This window comes from Stenotrophomonas sp. STEN038 (assembly GCF_056759895.1).
Genome location: NZ_JBRRDW010000036.1, coordinates 1 through 20,833, shown reverse-complemented (window position 1 = coordinate 20,833; position 20,833 = coordinate 1). Strand labels below are relative to the sequence as shown.

The window sequence follows — 20,833 nt, the reverse complement described above, 5'->3', positions numbered from 1 at the left end:
ACGATGGCCTTCATCAGTGAGTGGTTCTGGTTTTTCCTGTGCCTGCCGGTTGCCGCGATCGGCGGCTGGGTGATTGGTCGCCGCAGTGGTCAACGCCATAGCGAGAATCAGGTCACCCGTCTTTCCAGTACCTATTTCCGTGGCTTGAACTATCTGCTCAACGAGCAGCCGGACAAGGCCATCGAGTTGTTCCTGCATATTGCAGAGCTGGACAAGGAGACTTTCGAAACCCAGGTTGCGCTGGGGCATCTGTTCCGCCGCCGCGGTGAAGTGGACCGGGCGATCCGCCTGCATCAAGGTCTGGTCAATCGCAACGATCTGAGTGACACGCAGCGCGTGCAGGCATTGCTCGCGCTCGGTGAGGACTATATGAAGTCCGGCCTGCTGGATCGCGCCGAAACCGTATTCACCGAGTTGGCGCAGCTCGACCAACGCGCCCCGCAGGCCTTGAAGCATCTGATCGGGATCTATCAGGCCGAGCGTGATTGGGAAAAAGCCATCGAGAATGCAACCCGCTATGAAGCGGTCACCGATGAGCCGATGGGCAAGCTGATCGGGCAGTTCGAATGCGAACTGGCCGAGCGCTACCGCGCGGCGGGGCGGTTGGACGACGCACGCGCGGCGATCAATCGTGCCAATGTCGCCGATGCGATGAGCGTGCGCGCTGGCATCATCGAAGGCCGCCTGGAGAGCGACTTCGGCAATGACGAAGCGGCCGTGCGCGCGTTTGAGCGGGCGGCACGCAATGATCCGGACTACCTGCCCGAGATCCTGCCGCAGTTGCTGAAGAACTACCGCAATGTGGGTGATCTCGCCGGCGCGCGCGCGTTCCTGGCTGAAATGACCGAACACTACCGCGGCATCGCGCCGGTACTGGCGCTCACCCGATTGATGGAAGAGCAGGAAGGGCCGGCGCCTGCGCGCGCCTATCTGGGGCGCCAGCTCAAGGATCGGCCATCGGTGCGCGGCGAGTCCGCCTTGATCGATCTGACCTTGGCCGAAGGCGCTGATCCGGTGGCCACTTTGCAGGACCTGAAGCACATCACCGATCAATTGCTGGTCCGCAATCCAGCCTATCGCTGCACGCGCTGCGGCTTCGGTGCGCGCACGCACCACTGGCAATGTCCCAGCTGCAAGGAGTGGGGTACGGTCAAACCGCTATTGAACTTCGCGGTGCTCTGAGTGCTGGAACCGCATTACTTGCTGGTGCTGCTGGTACTGGGTACTGCAGCGGCTTTTACCTGGCTGGCGATCCGCTATGCGCGCTGGCAGCAGTTGATCGACCAGCCTGGCGAGCGTCGCAGTCACGTCGTATCGACCCCCCGTGGCGGGGGTGTCGGTATTGTGGTGTCGCAGCTGCTGGCCTGTGTGCTGGGGGCTGTGTGGTTGCCGGAGCATGCACTCGCCCTGCTGGTGTTCGCGCTTGGCCTGTTGATCGTCGCGGGAATCGGCTGGTGGGACGATCACCGTTCGCTGCCCGCATTGCCGCGTTTGTGCGTTCATGTATTGGCCGGGCTGATGCTGGCGGTATTGGTGTGGCTGGGTACTGGTAGCCTGATAAAGGCGGTGTTCTGTCTTGGGCTGACCGTGTCGCTGGTGAACATCTGGAACTTCATGGATGGCATCAATGGCTTGGCCACTACCCAGGCCATCCTGGTCGGGCTTGGCTCGGCATGGATGCTGCCGGCGCCCTATGCGTTGGCCGGCTTGGTGCTGGCAGCTGGCTGTGCGGGATTCCTGCCGTTCAACTTTCCCCGGGCCCGGATTTTCATGGGTGACGTGGGTAGTGGCGCGCTTGGCTATCTGGTGGCTGGTCTGCTGGCGCTTGGGCTGAGTGCTACTGACAGCGCGCCGGTACTGTGGTTGATGCTTCCAGCGGCATTTCTAGCCGATTCGGGCTTCACGCTGTTGTCACGAATGCTGAAAGGCGAGCCTTGGATGCAGCCGCACACCCAGCATCTCTATCAGCGCTTGGTGAAACGTGAATGCAGTCACGCAGCTGTTACGCTTGGGTATTCGATCTTCAGCGTTGTGGGGCTTACACTTGCAGCGCAATTTTCAAGGCTTCCCCTAGGTTGGGGGTGGGCAGGGGGTGTTACCTGGCTGGTTGCTACGGCACTGGCATGGGCCCTTCTGCGTGCTAAGGCACTTAATTAAGGACAGAGTTCTTTATGGCGTCTTGGTTCGAGCGCTTTGTAGGTGGTGGCCCACGCTACGCGGTAATGCTGCACGACCTGGTGATGGTGTGGTTGTGCTGGCAATTACTGCTGATGGCGCGCTTTGCCTTACTGGATGCAGGTCCCGTGCATCCTTGGTTCTCGCTTGACGTTGCTGCAGTCATTGCGATTCAGGCGCTCGCGTTCTGGAAGGTAGGGCTGTACCGCGGTCTGTGGCGATTTGCGTCGGTTGCCGACCTGATCAACATCTTCAAGGCCAGCTTCATCGGGCTGCTGGCGATAGTCATGGTGTTCTCCTACCGCCGTCTGGAAGGCATACCCATTTCTGTATTGGTGGTCTACCCGTTCGCGTTGTCGGCGATGCTGGGTGGCCCTCGTCTGCTTTACCGTGCCTGGAAGGACTACCAGGCGCAGCATTCGGACGCCCGCGCCAGACGCGTGCTGGTGTTAGGGGCCGGCCAGGCCGCCGAATCACTGATCAAGGATCTGCGTCGTTCCGGCGACTATGAGCCGGTGGGCTTGCTGGATGATTCGCCGCATCTGCAGGGTGCTTGGCTGCACGGCGCGGCGATTCTCGGCACCCTGGACGAGGTTGCGGTGGTTGCCAAGGAAACCAGCGCAAAACTCCTGGTCATCGCCATTCCGACGCTTGATGCAGCGGGTATGCAGCGCGTGGTAGCACTTTGTGAGAGCACCGGTTTGCCGTTCCGCACGGTTCCGCGTCTGACCGATATTCTGGAGGGCAGCTCGCTGCCGGGTCAGCTCAAGGAAGTCGCCATCGAAGATCTGCTGGGGCGCAAACCAATCCTGCCGGACTGGGAGCTGCTGCGCAGCTGGCTGCGCGGGCGAACCGTGTTGGTGACTGGCGGTGGTGGCTCCATTGGTTCGGAGCTTTGTCGCCAGTGTGCGCGGCACGGTGTATCCCGCATCGTGGTCCTGGAAATCAGCGAACTTCTGATGATCAATATCCAGGCGGAGCTGAGCAGGAGCTTCCCTGATCTGGAGGTCCATGGCGTGCTGGGCGATTGTGGCGATCCAGCGGTGATCCGCCATGCGCTGCGCAGCTACAACCCCGATACCGTGTTCCATGCTGCGGCTTACAAGCAGGTTCCCCTGCTGGAGGCACAGTTGCGCGAAGCAGTGCGCAACAACACCTTGTCGACCGAATGTGTCGCCACCGCCTGCATTGAGTCGCGGGTAGAGAACTTCGTCTTCATTTCAACCGACAAGGCAGTTGATCCGGCCAATGCATTGGGCGCAACCAAGCGCTACGCCGAGATGATCTGCCAGAGTTTGAATCGGCGCAGCGCCCACACCCGGTTTGTCACTGTCCGCTTCGGCAACGTATTGGGGTCGGTGGGGAGCGTGGTGCCGATGTTCCGTGAGCAGATCCGCAAGGGCGGCCCGATCAGCGTCACGCATCCTGATGTAACGCGCTATTTCATGACGATTCCCGAGGCTTGTCTGCTGATTCTGCAGGCAGCGGCATCGTCTTCACGCGGTGCGATCTACATGCTGGACATGGGTGAGCCTGTCCTCATCCGTCACCTTGCCGAACAGATGATCCGGCTGGCGGGTAAGCAGCCAGGAATCGATGTTCCAATTATCTACACCGGCTTGCGTCCAGGTGAGAAGCTGCACGAGAGGTTGTTCTACGCAGATGAGAACTGCCAGCCGACGGCGCACCCGAAGGTAATGGCGGCCGGGGTGCGTGAGTTCTCTCCCGAGCTGGTCTTGAACAACGTGACGGCCCTCAGGAAAGCTGTTATGGCCTATGACATCGAGGCGATGCGCACTATCCTTGCGACAACCATTCCCGAGTTCATGTCTGCCGAAGATGCGGCGAGACAGGCGGGTACTGCCAACATCGTTCCGTTTCCCACCACCAAAGAAGCTGGAAGAAGTCACTGATGCACGGTCGAATCAAAAAAGCGGTATTCCCCGTTGCCGGGCTTGGAACGCGATTCCTGCCAGCTACAAAAACTGTGCCGAAGGAAATGCTGCCGATCATCGACCGGCCATTGATCCAGTACGCGGTTGACGAGGCGATCGAGGCCGGTTGCGACACCTTGATCTTCATCACCAATCGCTACAAGCATGCAGTCGCCGATTACTTCGACAAGGCCTATGAGCTGGAGCAGAAGCTCGAGCGAGCTGGCAAGCAGGAGCAGTTGGAACTGATTCGCCACGTTCTGCCCAAGGGCGTGCGTGCAGTGTTCGTGACCCAGGCCGAAGCGCTTGGGCTTGGCCATGCCGTGCTGTGTGCCAAGGCGATCGTTGGCGATGAACCGTTCGCGGTGCTGTTGCCGGACGACCTGATCTGGAACCGTGGCGAAGGTGCGCTGAAGCAGATGGCTGACCTGAATCAGGCCAGTGGCGCCAGCGTCATTGCGGTGGAGGACGTGCCGCATGAGAAGACCGGCAGTTACGGCATCGTTGCAACTGACGCATTCGATGGCCGCAAAGGGCATATCACCCAAATCGTCGAGAAGCCGAAGCCGGAAGATGCGCCGAGCGACTTGGCGGTGGTTGGCCGCTATGTACTCAGCCCGAAAATCTTCGAGTTGCTGGAAGCAACCGGCACCGGCGCGGGTGGCGAGATCCAGCTGACCGATGCGATTGCACAGTTGCTCAAGACTGAGCAGGTGGATGCGTATCGCTTCGAAGGCACGCGTTTTGACTGCGGCACGCACCTGGGTCTCGTCGAGGCCACCGTGCGCTTTGCGCTGGAGAACGAGAAGTTGGCTGGACCGGCCCGCGAGATGATGCAGAAGATGTTGGCGGAGTGAATACCGACCAGCATCGTCGGCGCTGATGCTGTTCGTCAGCGTTGTGGGTTTGAAGGGCAGCCGGAAGGCTGCCTTTCTGCTTTTTGGTGATGCTGGGAGTCCATGCGAAGAGCTACCCCTCTCCCCAACCCCTCTCCCGCAGGGGGAGAGGGGGTACAGCTGCAGTTGGCAGGAATGCTGGCGCTCGCAGCGCTTCAAGCCCCTCTCCCCTTGTGCGGGAGAGGGGTTGGGGAGAGGAGGGCTCTTCACGATGAACAAAAGAAGAAGGCGGCCATAAGGCCGCCTTCTTCAATCAGCGCAACAGCAAACCGCTTACAGCGATTCAAAGATGCCCGCAGCGCCCATGCCGGTACCGATACACATGGTCACCATGCCGTACTTCTGCTGGCGACGGCGCAGGCCGTGCAGCAGGGTGGCCGTACGGATCGCACCGGTAGCGCCCAGCGGGTGGCCCAGGGCGATGGCGCCGCCCAGCGGGTTGATCTTGGACGGGTCCAGGCCACAATCGCGGATCACCGCCAGCGACTGTGCGGCGAAGGCTTCATTGAGCTCGATCCAGTCCAGCTGGTCCTGGCTCAGGCCGGCCTGCTTCAGTGCCTTCGGAATCGCCGCGATCGGGCCGATGCCCATCACTTCCGGGCGCACGCCGGCGACCGAGAAGCTGACGAAGCGGGCCAGCGGGGTCAGGCCGTAGTCCTTGATCGCCTGCTCGGAGGCCAGCAGCACTGCGCCGGCACCATCGCTCATCTGCGAGGAGTTGCCTGCCGTCACCGAACCGCCGAACTGACCGTTGCGGAACACCGGGCGCAGCTTGGCCAGGCCTTCGATGGACGAATCCAGACGCGGACCTTCGTCGGTATCGGCCAGCTTGTTGCGGGTGATGATGCGCTTGCCGTCAGCCACGTCAGGCAAGTGCGAAACGATGTCGTAGGGGCTGATCTCGTCCTTGAACTCGCCGTTCTGGATCGCGGCGATGGCTTTCTGGTGCGAGGCCAGGGCGAAAGCGTCCTGTTCTTCACGCGAGACCTTCCATTCCTCGGCGACCTTCTCGGCGGTGATGCCCATGCCGTAGGCGATGGCGACGTGGTCGTTGTCGAACACGCTCGGTGCCATCGCGATCTTGTTGCCCATCATCGGCACCATCGACATCGACTCGGTGCCGCCGGCCAGCATGAGGTCGCTGTTGCCCAGGCGGATCTGGTCAGCGGCCATCGCCACGGCCTGCAGGCCGGACGAGCAGAAGCGGTTCACCGTCTGCGCGGCGATCGTGTTGGGCAGGCCTGCCAGCAGCACGCCGATGCGCGCCACGTTCATGCCTTGCTCGGCTTCAGGCATGGCGCAGCCGATGATGGCGTCGTCGATGCGGTTGACGTCCACGCCCGGGGCCTGTGCGACCACGGAGCGGAGTACGTGGGCGAGCATGTCGTCCGGACGGGTGTTGCGGAACATGCCCTTGGGCGCCTTGCCAACCGGGGTGCGGGTGGCGGCGACGATGTAGGCGTCCTGGATTTGCTTGGTCATTGCAGTGATCTCTTCAATAGGTGTGAGCGTGAGGGCGGGCGAGGGCGGCGCTGGCAGCGCCACCCCGAGGCACGCTCACTCAGTTCCGCAGCGGCTTGCCGGTGGTCAGCATGTGCGCGATGCGGGCCTGGGTCTTTTCCTGCTGGGCCAGCTCGACGAAGTGCTTGCGCTCCAGGGTCAGCAGCCACTCTTCGTCGACCACGCTGTTGCGGTCGACCTTGCCGCCGCACAACACGGTGGCGATGCGCTCGGCGATTTCGTAGTCGTAGGGGCTGATGAAGCGGCCTTCCAGCATGTTGACCAGCATCATCTTGAAGGTGGCAATGCCAACGTCGCCGGCCACGCGGATGCGGCGTGCCGGCATCGGCGGACGGTAGCCGCCTTCGGCCAGCGCGGTGACTTCGGCCTTGGCGATGTGCAGCAGCTCGAAGCTGTTGAACACGACCTTGTCGGTGCCGCGCATCAGGCCCAGTTCCTTGGCGTTGACCGCCGAGTTGGAGACCTTGGCCATGGCAACCGTTTCGAAGGTCTTCTTCAGTTCGGCGAACACGTCGCCGTCCGGGCCAGCTGCCTGCGAGGCGCGCACGGCGATTTCCTTCAAGCCACCACCGGCCGGCAGCAGGCCGACGCCGGCTTCAACCAGGCCGATATAGCTTTCCAGCGCCGCAACCGACTTGGCCGCATGCATCTGGAATTCACAGCCGCCGCCCAAAGCCAGGCCGCGCACCGCGGTGACAACCGGCACGGTGGCGTACTTGATGCGCTGGCTGGTGCGCTGGAAGTTGGCAACCATCGCCTCGAACTCGGCGAACTTGCCAGCCTTCAACGCGCCCAGTGCGCCGGACAGATCGGCACCTGCGGAGAAGGGCTCCTTGTTCTGCCAGATCACCACGCCCTTGAACTGCTTCTCGGACAGGCCGATGGCGTGCTGGATGCCGTCCAACACCTGGTCGGAAACGGTGTTCATCTTGGTCTTGAAGCTGATGACGCCGATGCCGTCGCCGTCGGTCCACAGACGGATGCCGTCGTTCTCGAACACGGTTTTGCCCTGCGCGAACTTCTCGCCCAGCAGTGCGTCCGGGAAGCGCTGGCGCTGGTAGACCGGCAGCGACGAGCGCGGCACCAGTGCGTTCTGCGAAGGGCTGTAGCTGCCTTCGGCGGCGTGCACGCCGTCACGGCCGTCCAGCACCCAGGCCGGCAACGGCGCATTGCTCATGCTCTTGCCGGCGGCGATGTCGTCGGCGATCCACTGCGCCACCTGCTTCCAACCGGCAGCCTGCCAGGTTTCGAACGGGCCCAGCGACCAGCCGTAGCCCCAGCGGATGGCCAGGTCGACGTCGCGCGCGGTTTCGGCGATGTCGGCCAGGTGGTAGGCGCTGTAATGGAACAGGTCGCGGAACGTCGCCCACAGGAACTGCGCGTGCGGGTGCTGGCTTTCGCGCAGCTTGGCGAACTTCTCGGCCGGGTTCTTGATCTTCAGGATCTCGACCACTTCCGGTGCGGCAACGCGATCGGCCGGACGGTAGTCCTGCTTCTCAAGGTCGACGACCATGATGTCCTTGCCAACCTTGCGGAAGATGCCGGCGCCGGTCTTCTGGCCCAATGCACCCTTGCCGATCAGCGCGCCCAGCCATGCCGGCGCGTTGAAGTACTTGTGCCACGGGTCGTCGGGCAGGGTGTCGCCCATGGTCTTGATGACGTGGGCCATGGTGTCCAGGCCGACCACGTCGGAGGTGCGATACGTCGCCGACTTCGGGCGGCCGACCAGCGGGCCGGTCAGGCCGTCCACCTCGTCAAAGCCCAGGCCGAACTGCTGGGTGTGGTGGATGGTCGAGAGGATCGAGAACACGCCGATGCGGTTGCCGATGAAGTTCGGGGTGTCCTTGGCGTAGACCACGCCTTTGCCCAGGTTGGTGGTCAGGAAGGTCTCAAGACCTTCCAGCACCGACTTGTCGGTGGTCTTGGCCGGGATCAGCTCGGCCAGGTGCATGTAGCGCGGCGGGTTGAAGAAATGCACGCCGCTGAAGCGATGGCGCAGTTCTTCCGGCAGCACGTCGGCCAGCTTGTTGATGCCCAGGCCCGAGGTATTGGAAGCCAGTACCGCGTGTTCGTTCACGAACGGCGCGATCTTCTTGTACAGGTCCTGCTTCCAGTCCATCCGTTCAGCGATGGCTTCGATGATCAGGTCGCAGTCGCGCAGCTGCTCCAGGCCGGAGTCGTAATTGGCCGGGGTGATGGCTTCGGCCAGCACCTTGCTGGCCAGCGGGGCCGGGCTCAGCTTGCCGAGGTTGGCAATGGCCTTGAGCACGATGCCGTCGGCAGGACCTTCCTTGGCGGCCAGGTCGAACAGCACGGTGTCGACGCCGGCATTGGTCAGGTGGGCGGCGATCTGCGCACCCATGACGCCTGCGCCAAGTACGGCGGCGCGGCGGACAAGCAGGGAATTGGACATATCGATAAACCTTTGGTCTGCGATGACGGTTGGATCAGGGAACGACGGGGGAGGTCGGATTACGCACGCTGGCGCGGAACCCGGCTTCGGCGAAATGGATCAATTCCTGCGCGGCCTTGCTGCGGTGCTCGGCCTCGCTGATGTTGTGCGGGCGCTTGATCAGCCCGAAGTCGGCCATGGCGTAGGTCAGTGAGCCGGCGAGGAAATCCAGCCGCCAGTACAGCTCTTCCTTGCTCAGGCCCGGGATGCAGGCGTCGATGGCCTTGCCGAACTCGCGCAATACATGGCCGTAGTGATCGGACAGGAACTTGCGCAGGTTGTCGTTCTTCTCCGCATAGGCGCGGGCGATGACGCGGACAAAGGCACCGCCGCTCTGGCGGTCCTGGGCCAATGCCAGGGCGGGCTCGACGAAGGCGGCCAAAACCGCGCGCAGGTCGCCGGGCTGACTGCTGCGCGCCCGCTCCAGCTGGCCCAGGCGGGCGGCGGTCATTTCGTCCATGCGGCGGCGGAACACTTCATTGACCAGGTTGTCCTTGGACCCGAAGTGGTAGTTGACCGCAGCAATGTTTACATCGGCGTGACTGGTTACCTGGCGCAATGAAGTGCCGGCAAAGCCGTACTGGGCAAACAGTTCCTCGGCCGCGCCGAGGATGCGGTCCTTGGTGGAGAAGCTGGCGGGTTTGCCCATGGCTGGCTCAATCAATCAAACGATTGTTTGGATCCTACGCCCGGCTGGTCGTTCAGGTCATGCTGCGCCGCAGCATCATTCATCTGCCGCTGTGCAAACGTCGGGGTCACCCGGTAGAATTAGCCACCGCAATTCAGGCTAAGCCCGCGTCCGCACGCGGGTTTTTTCATGTACCCTCGGGCCGACCGGCCCACTACCGGAGAATTCCCATGGCGCTCGAGCGCACTCTTTCCATCATCAAGCCCGACGCCGTTGCCAAGAACGTGATCGGCGAAATCTACGCCCGCTTCGAAAAGGCCGGCCTGAAGGTCGTGGCCGCGAAGTACAAGCAGCTGTCGCGCCGTGAAGCCGAAGGCTTCTACGCCGTTCACCGCGAGCGCCCGTTCTTCAACGCACTGGTCGAGTTCATGATCTCCGGCCCGGTGATGATCCAGGCCCTGGAAGGCGAGAACGCCGTCCTGGCCCACCGCGACCTGCTGGGCGCCACCAATCCGAAGGACGCAGCGCCGGGCACCATCCGCGCTGACTTCGCTGATTCGATCGACGCCAACGCCGCGCACGGTTCGGATTCGGTCGAGAACGCAGCCAATGAAGTCGCTTACTTCTTTGCTGCCACCGAAGTGGTTTCGCGTTAATCAGAGGTTGAAGTCGTGAACGAGGTCGTACAGACACCCGCCATCCAGCCGTTGCCGAAAACGGCAGCCACCGCTGGCAAGCAGAACCTGCTCGACCTTGATCGCGCGGGCCTGGAAAAGTTCTTCGTCGAAACCCTTGGCGAGCAGAAGTTCCGTGCCCATCAGGTGATGAAGTGGATCCACCATCGCTACGTCACCGATTTCGACCAGATGACCGACCTCGGCAAGTCGCTGCGCGCAAAGCTGCAGCAGCATGCCGAGGTCGTCGTCCCGAACATCGTGTTCGACAAGCCCTCGACCGACGGCACCCACAAGTGGTTGCTGGCGATGGGCGTGGATGGCAAGAACGCCATCGAAACCGTCTATATCCCGGACAAAACCCGCGGCACGCTGTGCGTGTCCTCGCAGGTTGGTTGCGCGCTGAACTGCACGTTCTGCTCAACCGCTACCCAGGGCTTCAATCGCAACCTGAGCACCGCCGAGATCATCGGCCAGGTGTGGATCGCTGCGCGTCACCTGGGCAATGTGCCGCACCAGATGCGCCGTCTCACCAACGTGGTGATGATGGGCATGGGCGAGCCGCTGATGAATTTCGACAACGTCATCCGCGCCATGAGCATCATGCGCGATGACCTGGGCTACGGCCTGGCCAACAAGCGCGTGACCCTGTCCACCTCGGGCCTGGTGCCGCAGATCGATCGTCTCTCGGTGGAGAGCGATGTGTCGCTGGCGGTGTCGCTGCATGCGCCGAACGACGAGCTGCGCGAGACGCTGGTGCCGCTCAACAAGAAATACCCGATTGCCGAGTTGATGGCGTCCTGCGCGCGTTACCTGCGCGGCAACAAGAAGCGCGACTCGGTGACTTTCGAATACACGCTGATGAAGGGCATCAACGACCAGCCTGAGCACGCCCGCCAGCTGGCGCGGCTGATGCGTCAGTTCGACAACGCCGTGCAGGCCAAGGACTCGGGCAAGGTCAATCTGATTCCGTTCAATCCGTTCCCCGGCACGCGCTATGAGCGCTCGGGCGAGGAACAGATCCGCGCCTTCCAGAAGATCCTGCTTGACTCGCAGGTGCTGACGATGGTGCGCCGTACCCGTGGCGACGACATCGACGCCGCCTGTGGCCAGCTCAAGGGCCAGGTGATGGATCGCACCCGTCGCCAAGCTGAGTTCAATCGCCTGCTGCAGGAACAGGATGGCGGTGATGCGGTCGCCTGATCGCTGGCTGCTGCTGTTGGTCCTGCTCTTGCTCAGTGCAGGGTGCGTGCCGGACAAACTCACGATCGACCGCCCGCAGATCATGGCGCCGGACTACAGCGTCAAGCAGGACAAAACCGCGCACAAGCGGATGCGTTACCAGGAGCTTCTGCGCCTTTCTGGTGATCGCCTGGGGCGCGGCCAGCTGGACGAGGCGCTGCAGTTCGCGCGCTCAGCGCAGAAGCTGGAGTCTGGATTGCCTGACGCCTACACCATGCAGGCGGTGATCGAGGGGCAGAAGGGCAACGCCGAGGCGGCAGGTGCGCTTTACCGCAAGGCCGTCGATCTGGCTCCGCAGCAGGGCGATGTGCTCAATAACTACGGGGCCTGGCTGTGTGGCAGTGGTCACCCGGCAGAGGCCTTGGTCTGGTTTGATCGGGCCTTGGCTGATCCGAGCTATGGCGGGCGTGCCGATGCCCTGGCAAATGCTGGCGGCTGCGCACTGGATGCCGGGCAGCGCGAACGTGCCGAGGACAATCTTCGCCAGGCACTGGAATTGGCGCCTGACAATGCCTATGCGCTGGAGGCCATGGCCCGTAATGAAGTGCTGCACGGTCGTTATTTTGAAGCCAGAGCCTTCTACCAGCGGCGTTTGGCGGCTGCGCCGGCCACGGTTTCCGTGTTACAACTTGCCATTCAGATTGAAGAGCGACTCGGCGACAGGACGGCTGCCGGTCGGTTCCAGCAGCGGTTGCGCGAAGAGTTTCCTTCGCCAGCAACCTCGAATCCCCAAGGCTGACGCATTGTGATCAATGATCCGGGTGTAAATGCTTTAGATGGTGTAGTGGGTTGTGGTGAGCAGCTGCGCAGGGCGCGAGAGGCTGCCGGTTTGTCGTTGGATCAGGTTGCCGCCCAGTTGCGCATGCCGCAGCAGGTGGTTGCTGCGCTCGAAGCCGAGCAATGGTCGCGCTTGGGTGCATCGGTATTCGTGCGCGGTCAGTTGCGCAGTTACGCGCGCCTGCTGAAGGTTGATCTGGGCGGCTTGCTGGAACAGGCGCGGATCGCGCCGGTCGAGCCGCCCAAGCTGGTCAGTCATACCCATACCCCGCGGTTGAAGCGTGCGGCCGAAAATATCGGGCGTCGTGCGGTGTATGTGGTGATAACGGCCGTACTGGCGGTGCCTGTCTGGTATGTGATCAGTGGCAATTCCAATAGTGCCCCGCCGAGTACGGCTTCGCTGGATGCGGTACCGGTTCCTGCCGCCGCTGCCGCTGGCCAGTCAGTGGCGCCTGTTCAGGCGCCGGTAGCGGCGCCGGCGCCGGTCGCAGATGCCGGCCCTTACATCGCCTCCATGGCCCCCATGGCGCGTCCGGCTGCTGCTGCCGCCCCGTCGGCGCTGACCCTGAATTTCAAGGGCGACAGCTGGGTGGAAATCTCCGCCCCGGACGGCACAACCGTCGAAAAAGCCCTGATACGCGCTGGCGAGAGTCGTAGCTTCACAGCAGGTCAGGTGGGGCGCATGGTGCTGGGCAATGCGGCCGAGGTCGAGGTTCAGCAGGCGACGGGTAACGTCGACCTGGCGCCGTACAAGCGCGGCAATGTGGCCCGCTTTACGGTATCCTCTGAAGGCTCCGTGGCGCCGGTTTCGCACTGAAACCAGGCGTCGAACAAAACAACAAGGCTCCCCGCCAGGGTGAGCGAGAGTACGCATGGCGATTGACGACCTGCTCGACGAGCACGAACAAAGCGAACGTGTCCGCACGTGGCTGCGCAAGAATGGCGCCGGGATTATCGGCGGAGTAGTTCTCGGCATTGGTGCTATTGCCGGTTGGCAGTGGTGGCAGAAAGAGCAGGTCGGCAAGCTTGCCGATGCCAACGTCCGTTACGAAGCCGTGTCTCGCAGCCTCCAGTCCAAGAATCTGGACGAGGCGGCCAAGGAGGTTGCAGCGCTGGGTGGTAGCAAGGCCAGCATCTATGCTGACCTGGCCTCGCTGGAACTGGCCAAGGCCCAGGTTGAAGCGGGCAAGTATGACGACGCCATCAAGACCTTGCGCGCGCTCAAGACCGAGGGTGAATTCAAGGCCCTGATCGACCAGCGCATTGCACGCCTGCTGATTGAAACCGGCAAACCGCAGGACGCAGCGGCCCTGCTGGGCAAGGCTGACGACAGCGCGGGTCTGGAGATCCGTGCTGACGCCCTGATGGCGCAGAACAAGCGTGATGAAGCGCGCGAGCTGTACACCCAAGCGCTGGCCAAGCTGGACGTGGCTGCACCGCAGCGCCGCTTGCTGGAAACCAAATTGATGGACGCCGGCGGCACCGTGGCTGATCCTGCAGCGGAGAAGAATTGATGAAGTTCAAGCAAGTTGCAGGCATCGCCTTGATGGCAATGGCGTTGACCGGCTGTTCGACGGTCAAGGGTTGGTTTGCGGGCAAGGATGCAGAGGCCAAGAAGGCACTGGAGCCGGCTGAGCTGACCAAGTTCGAGCCGACGGCCAAGGTCAACAAGATCTGGTCGGCAAACGTTGGCAAGGGCGAGGGCCGTATCGGCCTGCGTCAGGCGCCGGTGGTGGCAGATGGTCGCGTATACGCGGCTGCAGTGCAGGGTGGCGTGCATGCGTTGGATCTGCAGACTGGCAAGCAGGTCTGGGAGTACAGCCCGGCCAAGGAAAAGAAGAAGCCCAAGCTGCGCCTTTCCGGTGGTCCGGGTGTTGGCGATGGCCTGGTGGTTATCGGCACGCTGGACGGGCAGGTGATTGCGCTGGACGCGGCCAATGGCAGCGAAAAGTGGAAGTCCAAGGTCACCGGCGAAGTGATTGCCGCGCCGGCCGTTGGCCAGGGCCTGGTGTTCGTGCGCAGCAACGATGGCCGCACCACCGCGCTGGACGCAGCTACCGGCGAACAGCGCTGGTTCAATTCGCAGGAACTGCCGTCCTTGACCGTGCGCGGCAACGCGCCGGTCGTGACCGGCCCAGGCGTGCTGTTCATCGGCAATGACGACGGCACCGTCGCCGCACTGTCGATGCAGGATGGTCGTCCGCTGTGGGAACAGATGGTGGGTACGCCGGAAGGCCGTACCGAACTGGAGCGCATGGCTGACATCGATGGCGCACCGGTGCTGGAAGGCAATACGCTGTTTGTGACCAGCTTCAAGAACGAAACCATGGCCATTGAAGGCCCGACCGGTCGCCCGATGTGGTCGCGTGACCACGGCGGTGGTGGTGGTGTTGCGGTGTCCTCGGGCAATGTCGTGGTCACCGATGGCAAGGGCGTGGTGTACGGGCTGGACAAGACCTCCGGCTCGGCAATGTGGTCACAGCAGGCGCTGGCGCGCCGCTCGCTGACCGGTGCCGCCATCCAGGGTGACTATGCCGTGGTGGGGGACTACAAGGGATATCTGCATTGGCTGCGGTTGAGCGATGGCGAACTGGCAGCGCGTGAGAAGAGCGGTGGTGATGCTCTGCTGGCGCAGCCGGTCGTCGCTGACGGCATCCTGCTGGTGCAGAACGTTGATGGAAAGCTGACCGCATTCCGGTTGGCCCAATAAGGAGTCATAGCGATGCTGCCTTTGGTCGCCCTGGTTGGACGACCGAACGTCGGTAAGTCCACCATTTTCAATCTGTTGACCCGTACGCGCGATGCGCTGGTGCACGACCAGCCGGGTGTTACCCGCGATCGCAATTACGGTGTTTGCCGTCTAGATGAGGACAATCCCTTCCTGATCGTCGATACCGGTGGTATCGCCGGTGAAGAGGAAGGGCTGGCTGGCGCCACTGCGCGCCAAGCCCGTGCCGCCGCCGGTGAGGCGGATCTGATCGTATTTGTTGTTGACGCGCGTGATGGCACGTCGGCCCTGGATGACGAGATCCTGTCTTGGCTGCGCAAGCTTGCGCGGCCTACCCTGCTGTTGATCAACAAGATCGACGGTACGGACGAACATGCCGTTCGTTCGGAGTTTTCCCGTTATGGTTTCAGCGAGATGCTGACTGTCTCCGCCGCGCACCGGCAGGGCATCGATGATCTGGTTGAAGAGATTGTCGGCCGCCTGCCGGAAGAAGGCACGGCCGAGACCTTGGACAACGATCCGAACCGCATCCGCATTGCCTTCGTTGGCCGCCCCAACGTGGGCAAGTCGACGCTGGTGAACCGTATCCTCGGTGAGGAGCGGATGATCGCCTCGGAAGTGCCTGGCACCACCCGCGATTCGATCGCGGTGGATCTGGAGCGCGATGACCAGTTGTACCGTTTGATCGATACCGCCGGTCTGCGCCGCAAGTCGCGCGTGGACGAAGTGGTCGAGAAGTTCAGCGTGGTCAAGACGCTGCGCTCGATCGAGCAGTGCCAGGTGGCGGTGCTGATGCTGGACGCCCATGAAGGCGTGACCGATCAGGACGCCAGCGTGCTGGGTGCAGTGCTGGATGCTGGCCGCGCCCTGGTCATTGCGATCAACAAGTGGGACGGCTTGAGCGAGTACGACAAGCAACAGGCTGAAACCCTGTTGTCGCTGAAGCTGGGCTTCGTGCCGTGGGCCGAGAACGTGCGGATTTCCGCGTTGCATGGTTCGGGCCTGCGCGAGTTGTTCAAGGCGATTCACCGGGCGCATGCCTCGGCGACGCATGAGTTCAGTACGGCCGAGGTCAATAAGGCGCTGGAAGTGGCTTATGAGACCAACCCGCCGCCGAGCATCCGTGGTCACGTTTCCAAGCTGCGTTATGTGCATCCGGGCGGCAGCAATCCACCGACCTTCATCGTGCACGGTACGCGCCTGAAGGAATTGCCGGATTCGTATAAGCGTTACCTGGAGAACTTCTTCCGCAAGCGCTTCAAGCTGGTGGGTACGCCGGTGACCTTCCTGTTCCGTGAGGGTGCCAACCCGTACGAGGGCAAGAAGAACGTGTTGACGGACCGTCAGGTCAAGGCCAAGCGGCGTCTGATGAAGCACGTCAAGGGCAGGAAGTGATTCATGCCAGGGGCGCGGTTCAAGCGTACTGGGTGATGTAGACAAAAGCGGCCGAAAGGCCGCTTTTGTTTTTGGTGTATTGAGTGGGGTAGGGCGTTCGATTCGGCCGACGTTCCCACTAAGTGATTTCGTCATTCCCGCCTGCGCGGGAATGACGAGCTAAAAAATGCCCAAAGCCCAAAGCCCAAAGCCCAAAGCCCAAAGCCCAAAGCCCAAAGCCCAAAGCCGTTCCTCCCTTGGCTCCCGTTTGGCCGATAATCCAGCCATGAGCATTCGCGAACTGACCCCGGAACAGGCCCGTGCCCGCCACGCAGGTGGCGCATTGCTGATCGACGTGCGCGAGGCGCACGAGCGCGCAGGTGGCATGGCCGAAGGCGCAATCGGCATAGCAAAGGCGGAGCTGCTTGCGAGCCCTGCGCAGCACCTGTCAGCCCCCGAACGCGAAATCCTGCTGATCTGCCAGAGCGGCAAGCGCTCGGCCGACGCCGCGCTGGCGCTGCAGGATGCCGGCTACACCGACCTGTCTTCGGTATGTGGTGGCACGGTTGCCTGGCGGACTGCGGGTTTGCCCTTGGTCCAGCCCATGCTGGATGCAGGAGAGCGCGACTTCTACGACCGCTACTCGCGCCATCTGCTGCTGCCGCAGGTGGGCGAAGCTGGCCAGCGCCGTTTGCAACAATCCAGGGTGCTGGTGCTGGGTGCGGGTGGGCTTGGCGCTCCGGCAGCGTTCTATCTCGCCGCAGCGGGGGTTGGCAGGCTGCGCATCGTCGATGACGACGTGGTCGAGCGCAGCAACCTGCAACGGCAGATCGTCCATACCGAAGCGGCCTTGGGCACAGCCAAGGTGTACTCGGCGCGGGACCGCCTGTTGGCCTTGAATCCGCATATCGACGTCGAAGCGGTTGCCGAGCGGGTCACCTCGGCCAATATCGATGTCCTGCTGCAGGACGTGGACGTGGTGCTGGATGGTTCGGACAATTTCCCACTGCGCTACCTGCTGAACGATGCCTGCATCAAGCACGCCAAGCCCTTGGTCTATGCCGCCATCGAGCGCTTCGATGGGCAGGTCAGCGTGTTTGATGCGGGCCGCCAGCGCGGCGTGGCGCCGTGTTACCGCTGCCTGTTCCCTGAGCCGCCGCCGCCTGAATTCGCCCCCAACTGTTCCGAGGCCGGTGTGCTGGGCGTGCTGCCGGGGCTGGCGGGGGTGATGCAGGCGACCGAGGTGTTGAAGCTGCTGCTGGATATCGGCGAACCGTTGACGGGACGTTTGCTGCGTTTTGATGCCCTGCAAATGCGCTTCCGCGAAACCCGCGTGCATGCCGATCCGGCCTGCCCGTTGTGCGCGCCCGGCGTGCCATTCCCCGGCTATATCGATTACGCCGCATTCTGTTCGCATTCCACTTGAGTTGAACAAGCGTAGGGGAATGAGCGGTTCTGCGGGTTTTTTGCTTTATCGTGCGCCTACACGACTACAAGGCGGTGCGGCATGGCGGCGGAATCCTCACAGGAACTGGTAAAGGTAGTTGCCCTGCTTGGCGCTGCGGTGGTGGCTGTGCCCTTGTTCAGGCGGCTTGGGCTGGGCTCGGTGCTGGGCTACTTCGTTGCCGGCTTGGCCATCGGCCCGTTCGGCTTCGGTTGGTTCTCCGATCCGCAGGCCATCCTGCATGTGGCCGAGCTGGGCGTGGTGATGTTCCTGTTCGTGATCGGCCTGGAAATGCGGCCGTCGCACCTATGGAGCCTGCGCGGCGAGATCTTTGGCCTGGGTACGGCGCAGATCGTGACCTGTGCGCTGGTGCTGACCGGCGTCGCCATCCTTTTCGGTTACCGCCCGCAGATAGCCTTCATCGCCGCCGCTGGTTTCGTGTTGACCTCCACCGCGGTGGTGATGCAGTTGCTGGGTGAGCGCGGCGACCTGACCCTGCCATCCGGGCAGAAGATTGTTTCCATTCTGCTGTTCGAGGACCTGCTGATCGTGCCGCTGTTGGCGGTAGTGGCGTGGATGGCACCGGCACAGATCGGCGCGCACGAAGGCTCGCGTTGGACGAGCATCGCCATCGGTGCTGGCGCCATCGTTGGCCTGGTGCTGGTCGGGCGCTACCTGCTCAATCCCTTGTTCCGCATTCTTGCTGCTGCCAAGGCGCGTGAGGTGATGACGGCGGCGGCGTTGTTGGTGGTGTTGGGTGCGGCGCTGTTGATGCAGCTCGGCGGGCTGTCGATGGCGATGGGCGCGTTCCTGGCCGGTGTGCTGCTGTCCGAATCCACCTTCCGCCATCAGATCGAAGCCGATATCGAGCCGTTCCGCGGCATCCTGTTGGGTCTGTTCTTCCTCAGCGTGGGTATGGCGCTGGATCTGTCGGTGGTGGCGGCCAACTGGAAGGTGATCGCGCTGCTGGTGCCGGCGATGATGCTGGCCAAGGCGGTCTGCATCTACGGCGTGGCGCGGGTGATGGGCAGTGATCATCGCCAGGCGCTGGATCGGGGTGTGCTGATGGCACAGGGCGGTGAGTTCGCCTTCGTGCTGTTTGCCGCCGCTGCGACCACTGGTGTGATCGATGCCAAGGTCAACGCCAACCTCACCGCCGTCGTGGTGCTGTCGATGGCGCTGACGCCGCTGTGCATGCTGGTTTACCGGCTGTTGGTGAAGGAAGGGCAGGTTTCCACCGATGACGTGGATGCAGCCGATGGGCTCACTGGTAGCGTGTTGGTGATCGGCTTCGGGCGCTTTGGTCAGGTGTCCAGCCAGTCGCTGTTGGCGCGCGATGTTGACGTGACCATCATCGACAACGATATCGACATGATCCGCAGCGCCACCCGGTTCGGGTTCAAGATCTATTACGGCGATGGCACGCGACTGGATGTGCTGCGCGCGTCCGGTGCTGAAACCGCTCGCGCAATTGCCGTCTGCGTGGATGATCGTGTCGCAGCTGATCGTATCGTGGAGCTGGTGCGGCATGAGTTCCCGCTGGCCAAGTTGCTGGTGCGTTCGTTTGACCGCGAGCATTCGCTGTCGCTGATACACGCGGGGGTGGATTTCCAGATCCGCGAGACCTTCGAGTCGGCGGTGGAGTTTGGTCGCGCAGCACTGATGCAGCTGGGTGTGGATGAAGACGAGGCCGACGTGGTCGCGCGCGAAATCCGCCGCCGTGACGCTGAGCGCTTCGAGCTGGAAATGGCGGGCGGCGGGCTGCAGGCCGACACCGGCCTGATGTATCGCAATACGCCCGGAGCACCGACGCCGACACCGTTCACGACGCCGCGGCGTGAAGCGCGTCCGCTCAATCCTGATGCCATTGCCGGGGCAGGGGAGCCCGCTGCTGCCGATTCAGCTGGAGCGTCAGGGTCATGACAAGGTGTGGCGCTGACCGGAATCAGGGACAATAGCTGCCCCCGTGTTCACCGCCATACCCCATGACAGTCCTCGCCGACGCCTCCCTGCAGACCTCCCGCATCCTTGATGGCCGCCGTATCGCCGAGGAACTGCTCGACGATTTGAAGGTGCGCGTCGACGCCCGCCTGGCCGCTGGCGGTACCCGTCCCGGTCTGGCGGTGGTGCTGGTGGGCGGCGACCCGGCGTCCTCGGTGTACGTGCGCAATAAACGCCGCGCGGCAGAGAAGGTAGGCATTGAAGCCTTCGACTACGACCTGCCGGAAGGCACCAGTGAGGCGCAGTTGCTGGATCTGATCGATCAGCTCAATGCTGATCCCAAGATCCACGGCATCCTGATCCAGCTGCCGCTGCCGGGCATCCCCGATGCCAACCGCCTGATCCAGCGCATCGACCCGCGCAAGGACGTGGACGGCTTCCACCCGCAGAATGTCGGTCATCTGGTGCTGCGCGAGTTCGGCCTGCGCCCGTGCACGCCGCGTGGCATCACCACGCTGCTCGGTCATACCGACCAGCCGGTACGCGGCCGCAACGCCACTATCGTCGGGGTCAGCAACCATGTCGGCCGGCCGATGGGCTTGGAACTGTTGATCGCCGGTTGCACGGTGACCAGCTGCCACAAGTTCACCCCCAAGGACGTGCTGGAACAGGCTGTGCGCAACGCTGACATCCTGGTCGTGGCGGTGGGTATTCCGCAGCTGATTCCAGGTGAATGGGTGAAGCCGGGCGCGGTGGTGATCGACGTTGGCATCAACCGTCTGGAAGATGGCCGGCTGGTTGGCGATGTCGGCTTTGAGGCAGCAGCGCAGCGGGCCAGCTGGATCACCCCGGTACCGGGTGGCGTTGGCCCGATGACGGTGGCCACGCTGATGCAGAACACGATCGAAGCGGCCGAGGCCAGCGCTGAAGGTTTGTCGTTCTGAGGCCCGGTAGTGCCGAGCCATGCTCGGCAGAGGCTCTCCCCGTACAGCATCAGTTTGTGCCGAGCCATGCTCGGCAGAGGCTTTCCCGGTAATGCCCTTGCCG

At 62.8% G+C, this 20,833-nt stretch carries 17 protein-coding genes; 14 read left to right on the top strand and 3 right to left on the bottom strand.

Annotated elements, in window-relative coordinates; genetic code table 11:
- Positions 1-3 precede the first annotated feature (3 nt).
- From lapB to galU, 4 genes are read left to right on the top strand one after another with little or no spacing between them, the layout of a single operon-like run.
- Positions 4-1,182, top strand: a complete 1,179-nt coding sequence (gene lapB / locus ACVOLS_RS14710) for a lipopolysaccharide assembly protein LapB (protein WP_481546210.1) — start codon at positions 4-6, stop codon at positions 1,180-1,182.
- Between the two features lie 18 nt (positions 1,183-1,200).
- On the top strand, positions 1,201-2,157 hold the full coding sequence (locus ACVOLS_RS14705) for an MraY family glycosyltransferase (RefSeq protein ID WP_481546209.1): 957 nt from the start codon (positions 1,201-1,203) through the stop codon (positions 2,155-2,157).
- A gap of 14 nt (positions 2,158-2,171) precedes the next feature.
- On the top strand, positions 2,172-4,088 hold the full coding sequence (locus ACVOLS_RS14700; RefSeq protein WP_481546208.1) for a polysaccharide biosynthesis protein: 1,917 nt from the start codon (positions 2,172-2,174) through the stop codon (positions 4,086-4,088).
- A complete protein-coding gene (gene galU / locus ACVOLS_RS14695; RefSeq protein ID WP_481546207.1) occupies positions 4,088-4,966 on the top strand; it encodes a UTP--glucose-1-phosphate uridylyltransferase GalU in 879 nt (292 codons plus the stop codon). The genes ACVOLS_RS14700 and galU overlap by 1 nt, the downstream gene beginning before the upstream one ends.
- A 312-nt stretch (positions 4,967-5,278) precedes the next feature.
- Here the strand turns inward: galU and ACVOLS_RS14690 are convergent, their stop codons facing one another.
- The 3 genes from ACVOLS_RS14690 to ACVOLS_RS14680 all read right to left on the bottom strand — a co-directional run bounded on the left by ACVOLS_RS14690 (position 5,279) and on the right by ACVOLS_RS14680 (position 9,627).
- On the bottom strand, positions 5,279-6,487 hold the full coding sequence (locus ACVOLS_RS14690) for an acetyl-CoA C-acyltransferase (protein ID WP_303749719.1): 1,209 nt from the start codon (positions 6,485-6,487) through the stop codon (positions 5,279-5,281).
- A 79-nt stretch (positions 6,488-6,566) separates the two neighbouring features.
- Complete coding sequence (locus ACVOLS_RS14685; protein WP_481546206.1) at positions 6,567-8,939, bottom strand: 3-hydroxyacyl-CoA dehydrogenase/enoyl-CoA hydratase family protein; 2,373 nt, start codon at positions 8,937-8,939, stop codon at positions 6,567-6,569.
- Between the two features lie 34 nt (positions 8,940-8,973).
- Positions 8,974-9,627: a TetR/AcrR family transcriptional regulator gene (locus tag ACVOLS_RS14680; protein ID WP_481546205.1), complete on the bottom strand. Its 654-nt coding sequence runs from the start codon at positions 9,625-9,627 to the stop codon at positions 8,974-8,976.
- 209 nt (positions 9,628-9,836) lie between these two features.
- Between ACVOLS_RS14680 and ndk the strand changes: the two genes are divergently transcribed.
- The 10 genes from ndk to folD all read left to right on the top strand — a co-directional run bounded on the left by ndk (position 9,837) and on the right by folD (position 20,730).
- Positions 9,837-10,262: a nucleoside-diphosphate kinase gene (gene ndk, locus ACVOLS_RS14675; protein WP_057628193.1), complete on the top strand. Its 426-nt coding sequence runs from the start codon at positions 9,837-9,839 to the stop codon at positions 10,260-10,262.
- A 15-nt stretch (positions 10,263-10,277) separates the two neighbouring features.
- A complete protein-coding gene (rlmN, locus tag ACVOLS_RS14670) occupies positions 10,278-11,483 on the top strand; it encodes a dual-specificity RNA methyltransferase RlmN (RefSeq protein WP_481546204.1) in 1,206 nt (401 codons plus the stop codon).
- The gene (gene pilW, locus ACVOLS_RS14665) at positions 11,470-12,261 is read left to right on the top strand and encodes a type IV pilus biogenesis/stability protein PilW (RefSeq protein WP_481546203.1); all 792 of its coding nucleotides are present in this window, start codon (positions 11,470-11,472) and stop codon (positions 12,259-12,261) included. Before rlmN ends, pilW begins: the two co-directional genes overlap by 14 nt.
- A 6-nt stretch (positions 12,262-12,267) precedes the next feature.
- Positions 12,268-13,116, top strand: a complete 849-nt coding sequence (locus ACVOLS_RS14660; protein ID WP_481546202.1) for a helix-turn-helix domain-containing protein — start codon at positions 12,268-12,270, stop codon at positions 13,114-13,116.
- Positions 13,117-13,171: 55 nt separating this feature from the next.
- Complete coding sequence (locus ACVOLS_RS14655) at positions 13,172-13,813, top strand: YfgM family protein (RefSeq protein WP_481546201.1); 642 nt, start codon at positions 13,172-13,174, stop codon at positions 13,811-13,813.
- A complete protein-coding gene (gene bamB / locus ACVOLS_RS14650) occupies positions 13,813-15,009 on the top strand; it encodes an outer membrane protein assembly factor BamB (protein WP_481546200.1) in 1,197 nt (398 codons plus the stop codon). The genes ACVOLS_RS14655 and bamB overlap by 1 nt, the downstream gene beginning before the upstream one ends.
- Before the next feature lie 12 nt (positions 15,010-15,021).
- The gene (gene der / locus ACVOLS_RS14645) at positions 15,022-16,422 is read left to right on the top strand and encodes a ribosome biogenesis GTPase Der (protein ID WP_481546199.1); all 1,401 of its coding nucleotides are present in this window, start codon (positions 15,022-15,024) and stop codon (positions 16,420-16,422) included.
- A 265-nt stretch (positions 16,423-16,687) separates the two neighbouring features.
- Complete coding sequence (moeB, locus tag ACVOLS_RS14640) at positions 16,688-17,827, top strand: molybdopterin-synthase adenylyltransferase MoeB (protein WP_481546198.1); 1,140 nt, start codon at positions 16,688-16,690, stop codon at positions 17,825-17,827.
- Between the two features lie 81 nt (positions 17,828-17,908).
- Positions 17,909-19,768 carry a monovalent cation:proton antiporter-2 (CPA2) family protein gene (locus ACVOLS_RS14635; protein ID WP_481546197.1) on the top strand — a complete coding sequence of 620 codons (1,860 nt, stop codon included), beginning with the start codon at positions 17,909-17,911 and terminating at the stop codon, positions 19,766-19,768.
- Between the two features lie 62 nt (positions 19,769-19,830).
- Positions 19,831-20,730, top strand: a complete 900-nt coding sequence (folD, locus tag ACVOLS_RS14630) for a bifunctional methylenetetrahydrofolate dehydrogenase/methenyltetrahydrofolate cyclohydrolase FolD (protein WP_481546196.1) — start codon at positions 19,831-19,833, stop codon at positions 20,728-20,730.
- The last annotated feature ends 103 nt before the right edge of the window (positions 20,731-20,833 follow it).

What these genes read in the sequence shown, in the direction of transcription:
- lapB (WP_481546210.1), top strand. Translation starts at nt 4, where the DNA reads ATGGCCTTCATCAGTGAGTGGTTCTGGTTTTTCCTGTGCCTGCCGGTT.
- ACVOLS_RS14700 (WP_481546208.1), top strand. Translation starts at nt 2,172, where the DNA reads ATGGCGTCTTGGTTCGAGCGCTTTGTAGGTGGTGGCCCACGCTACGCG.
- galU (WP_481546207.1), top strand. Translation starts at nt 4,088, where the DNA reads ATGCACGGTCGAATCAAAAAAGCGGTATTCCCCGTTGCCGGGCTTGGA.
- ACVOLS_RS14690 (WP_303749719.1), bottom strand. Translation starts at nt 6,487, where the DNA reads ATGACCAAGCAAATCCAGGACGCCTACATCGTCGCCGCCACCCGCACC.
- ACVOLS_RS14685 (WP_481546206.1), bottom strand. Translation starts at nt 8,939, where the DNA reads ATGTCCAATTCCCTGCTTGTCCGCCGCGCCGCCGTACTTGGCGCAGGC.
- ACVOLS_RS14680 (WP_481546205.1), bottom strand. Translation starts at nt 9,627, where the DNA reads ATGGGCAAACCCGCCAGCTTCTCCACCAAGGACCGCATCCTCGGCGCG.
- ndk (WP_057628193.1), top strand. Translation starts at nt 9,837, where the DNA reads ATGGCGCTCGAGCGCACTCTTTCCATCATCAAGCCCGACGCCGTTGCC.
- pilW (WP_481546203.1), top strand. Translation starts at nt 11,470, where the DNA reads ATGCGGTCGCCTGATCGCTGGCTGCTGCTGTTGGTCCTGCTCTTGCTC.
- ACVOLS_RS14655 (WP_481546201.1), top strand. Translation starts at nt 13,172, where the DNA reads ATGGCGATTGACGACCTGCTCGACGAGCACGAACAAAGCGAACGTGTC.
- bamB (WP_481546200.1), top strand. Translation starts at nt 13,813, where the DNA reads ATGAAGTTCAAGCAAGTTGCAGGCATCGCCTTGATGGCAATGGCGTTG.
- der (WP_481546199.1), top strand. Translation starts at nt 15,022, where the DNA reads ATGCTGCCTTTGGTCGCCCTGGTTGGACGACCGAACGTCGGTAAGTCC.
- moeB (WP_481546198.1), top strand. Translation starts at nt 16,688, where the DNA reads ATGAGCATTCGCGAACTGACCCCGGAACAGGCCCGTGCCCGCCACGCA.
- ACVOLS_RS14635 (WP_481546197.1), top strand. Translation starts at nt 17,909, where the DNA reads ATGGCGGCGGAATCCTCACAGGAACTGGTAAAGGTAGTTGCCCTGCTT.
- folD (WP_481546196.1), top strand. Translation starts at nt 19,831, where the DNA reads ATGACAGTCCTCGCCGACGCCTCCCTGCAGACCTCCCGCATCCTTGAT.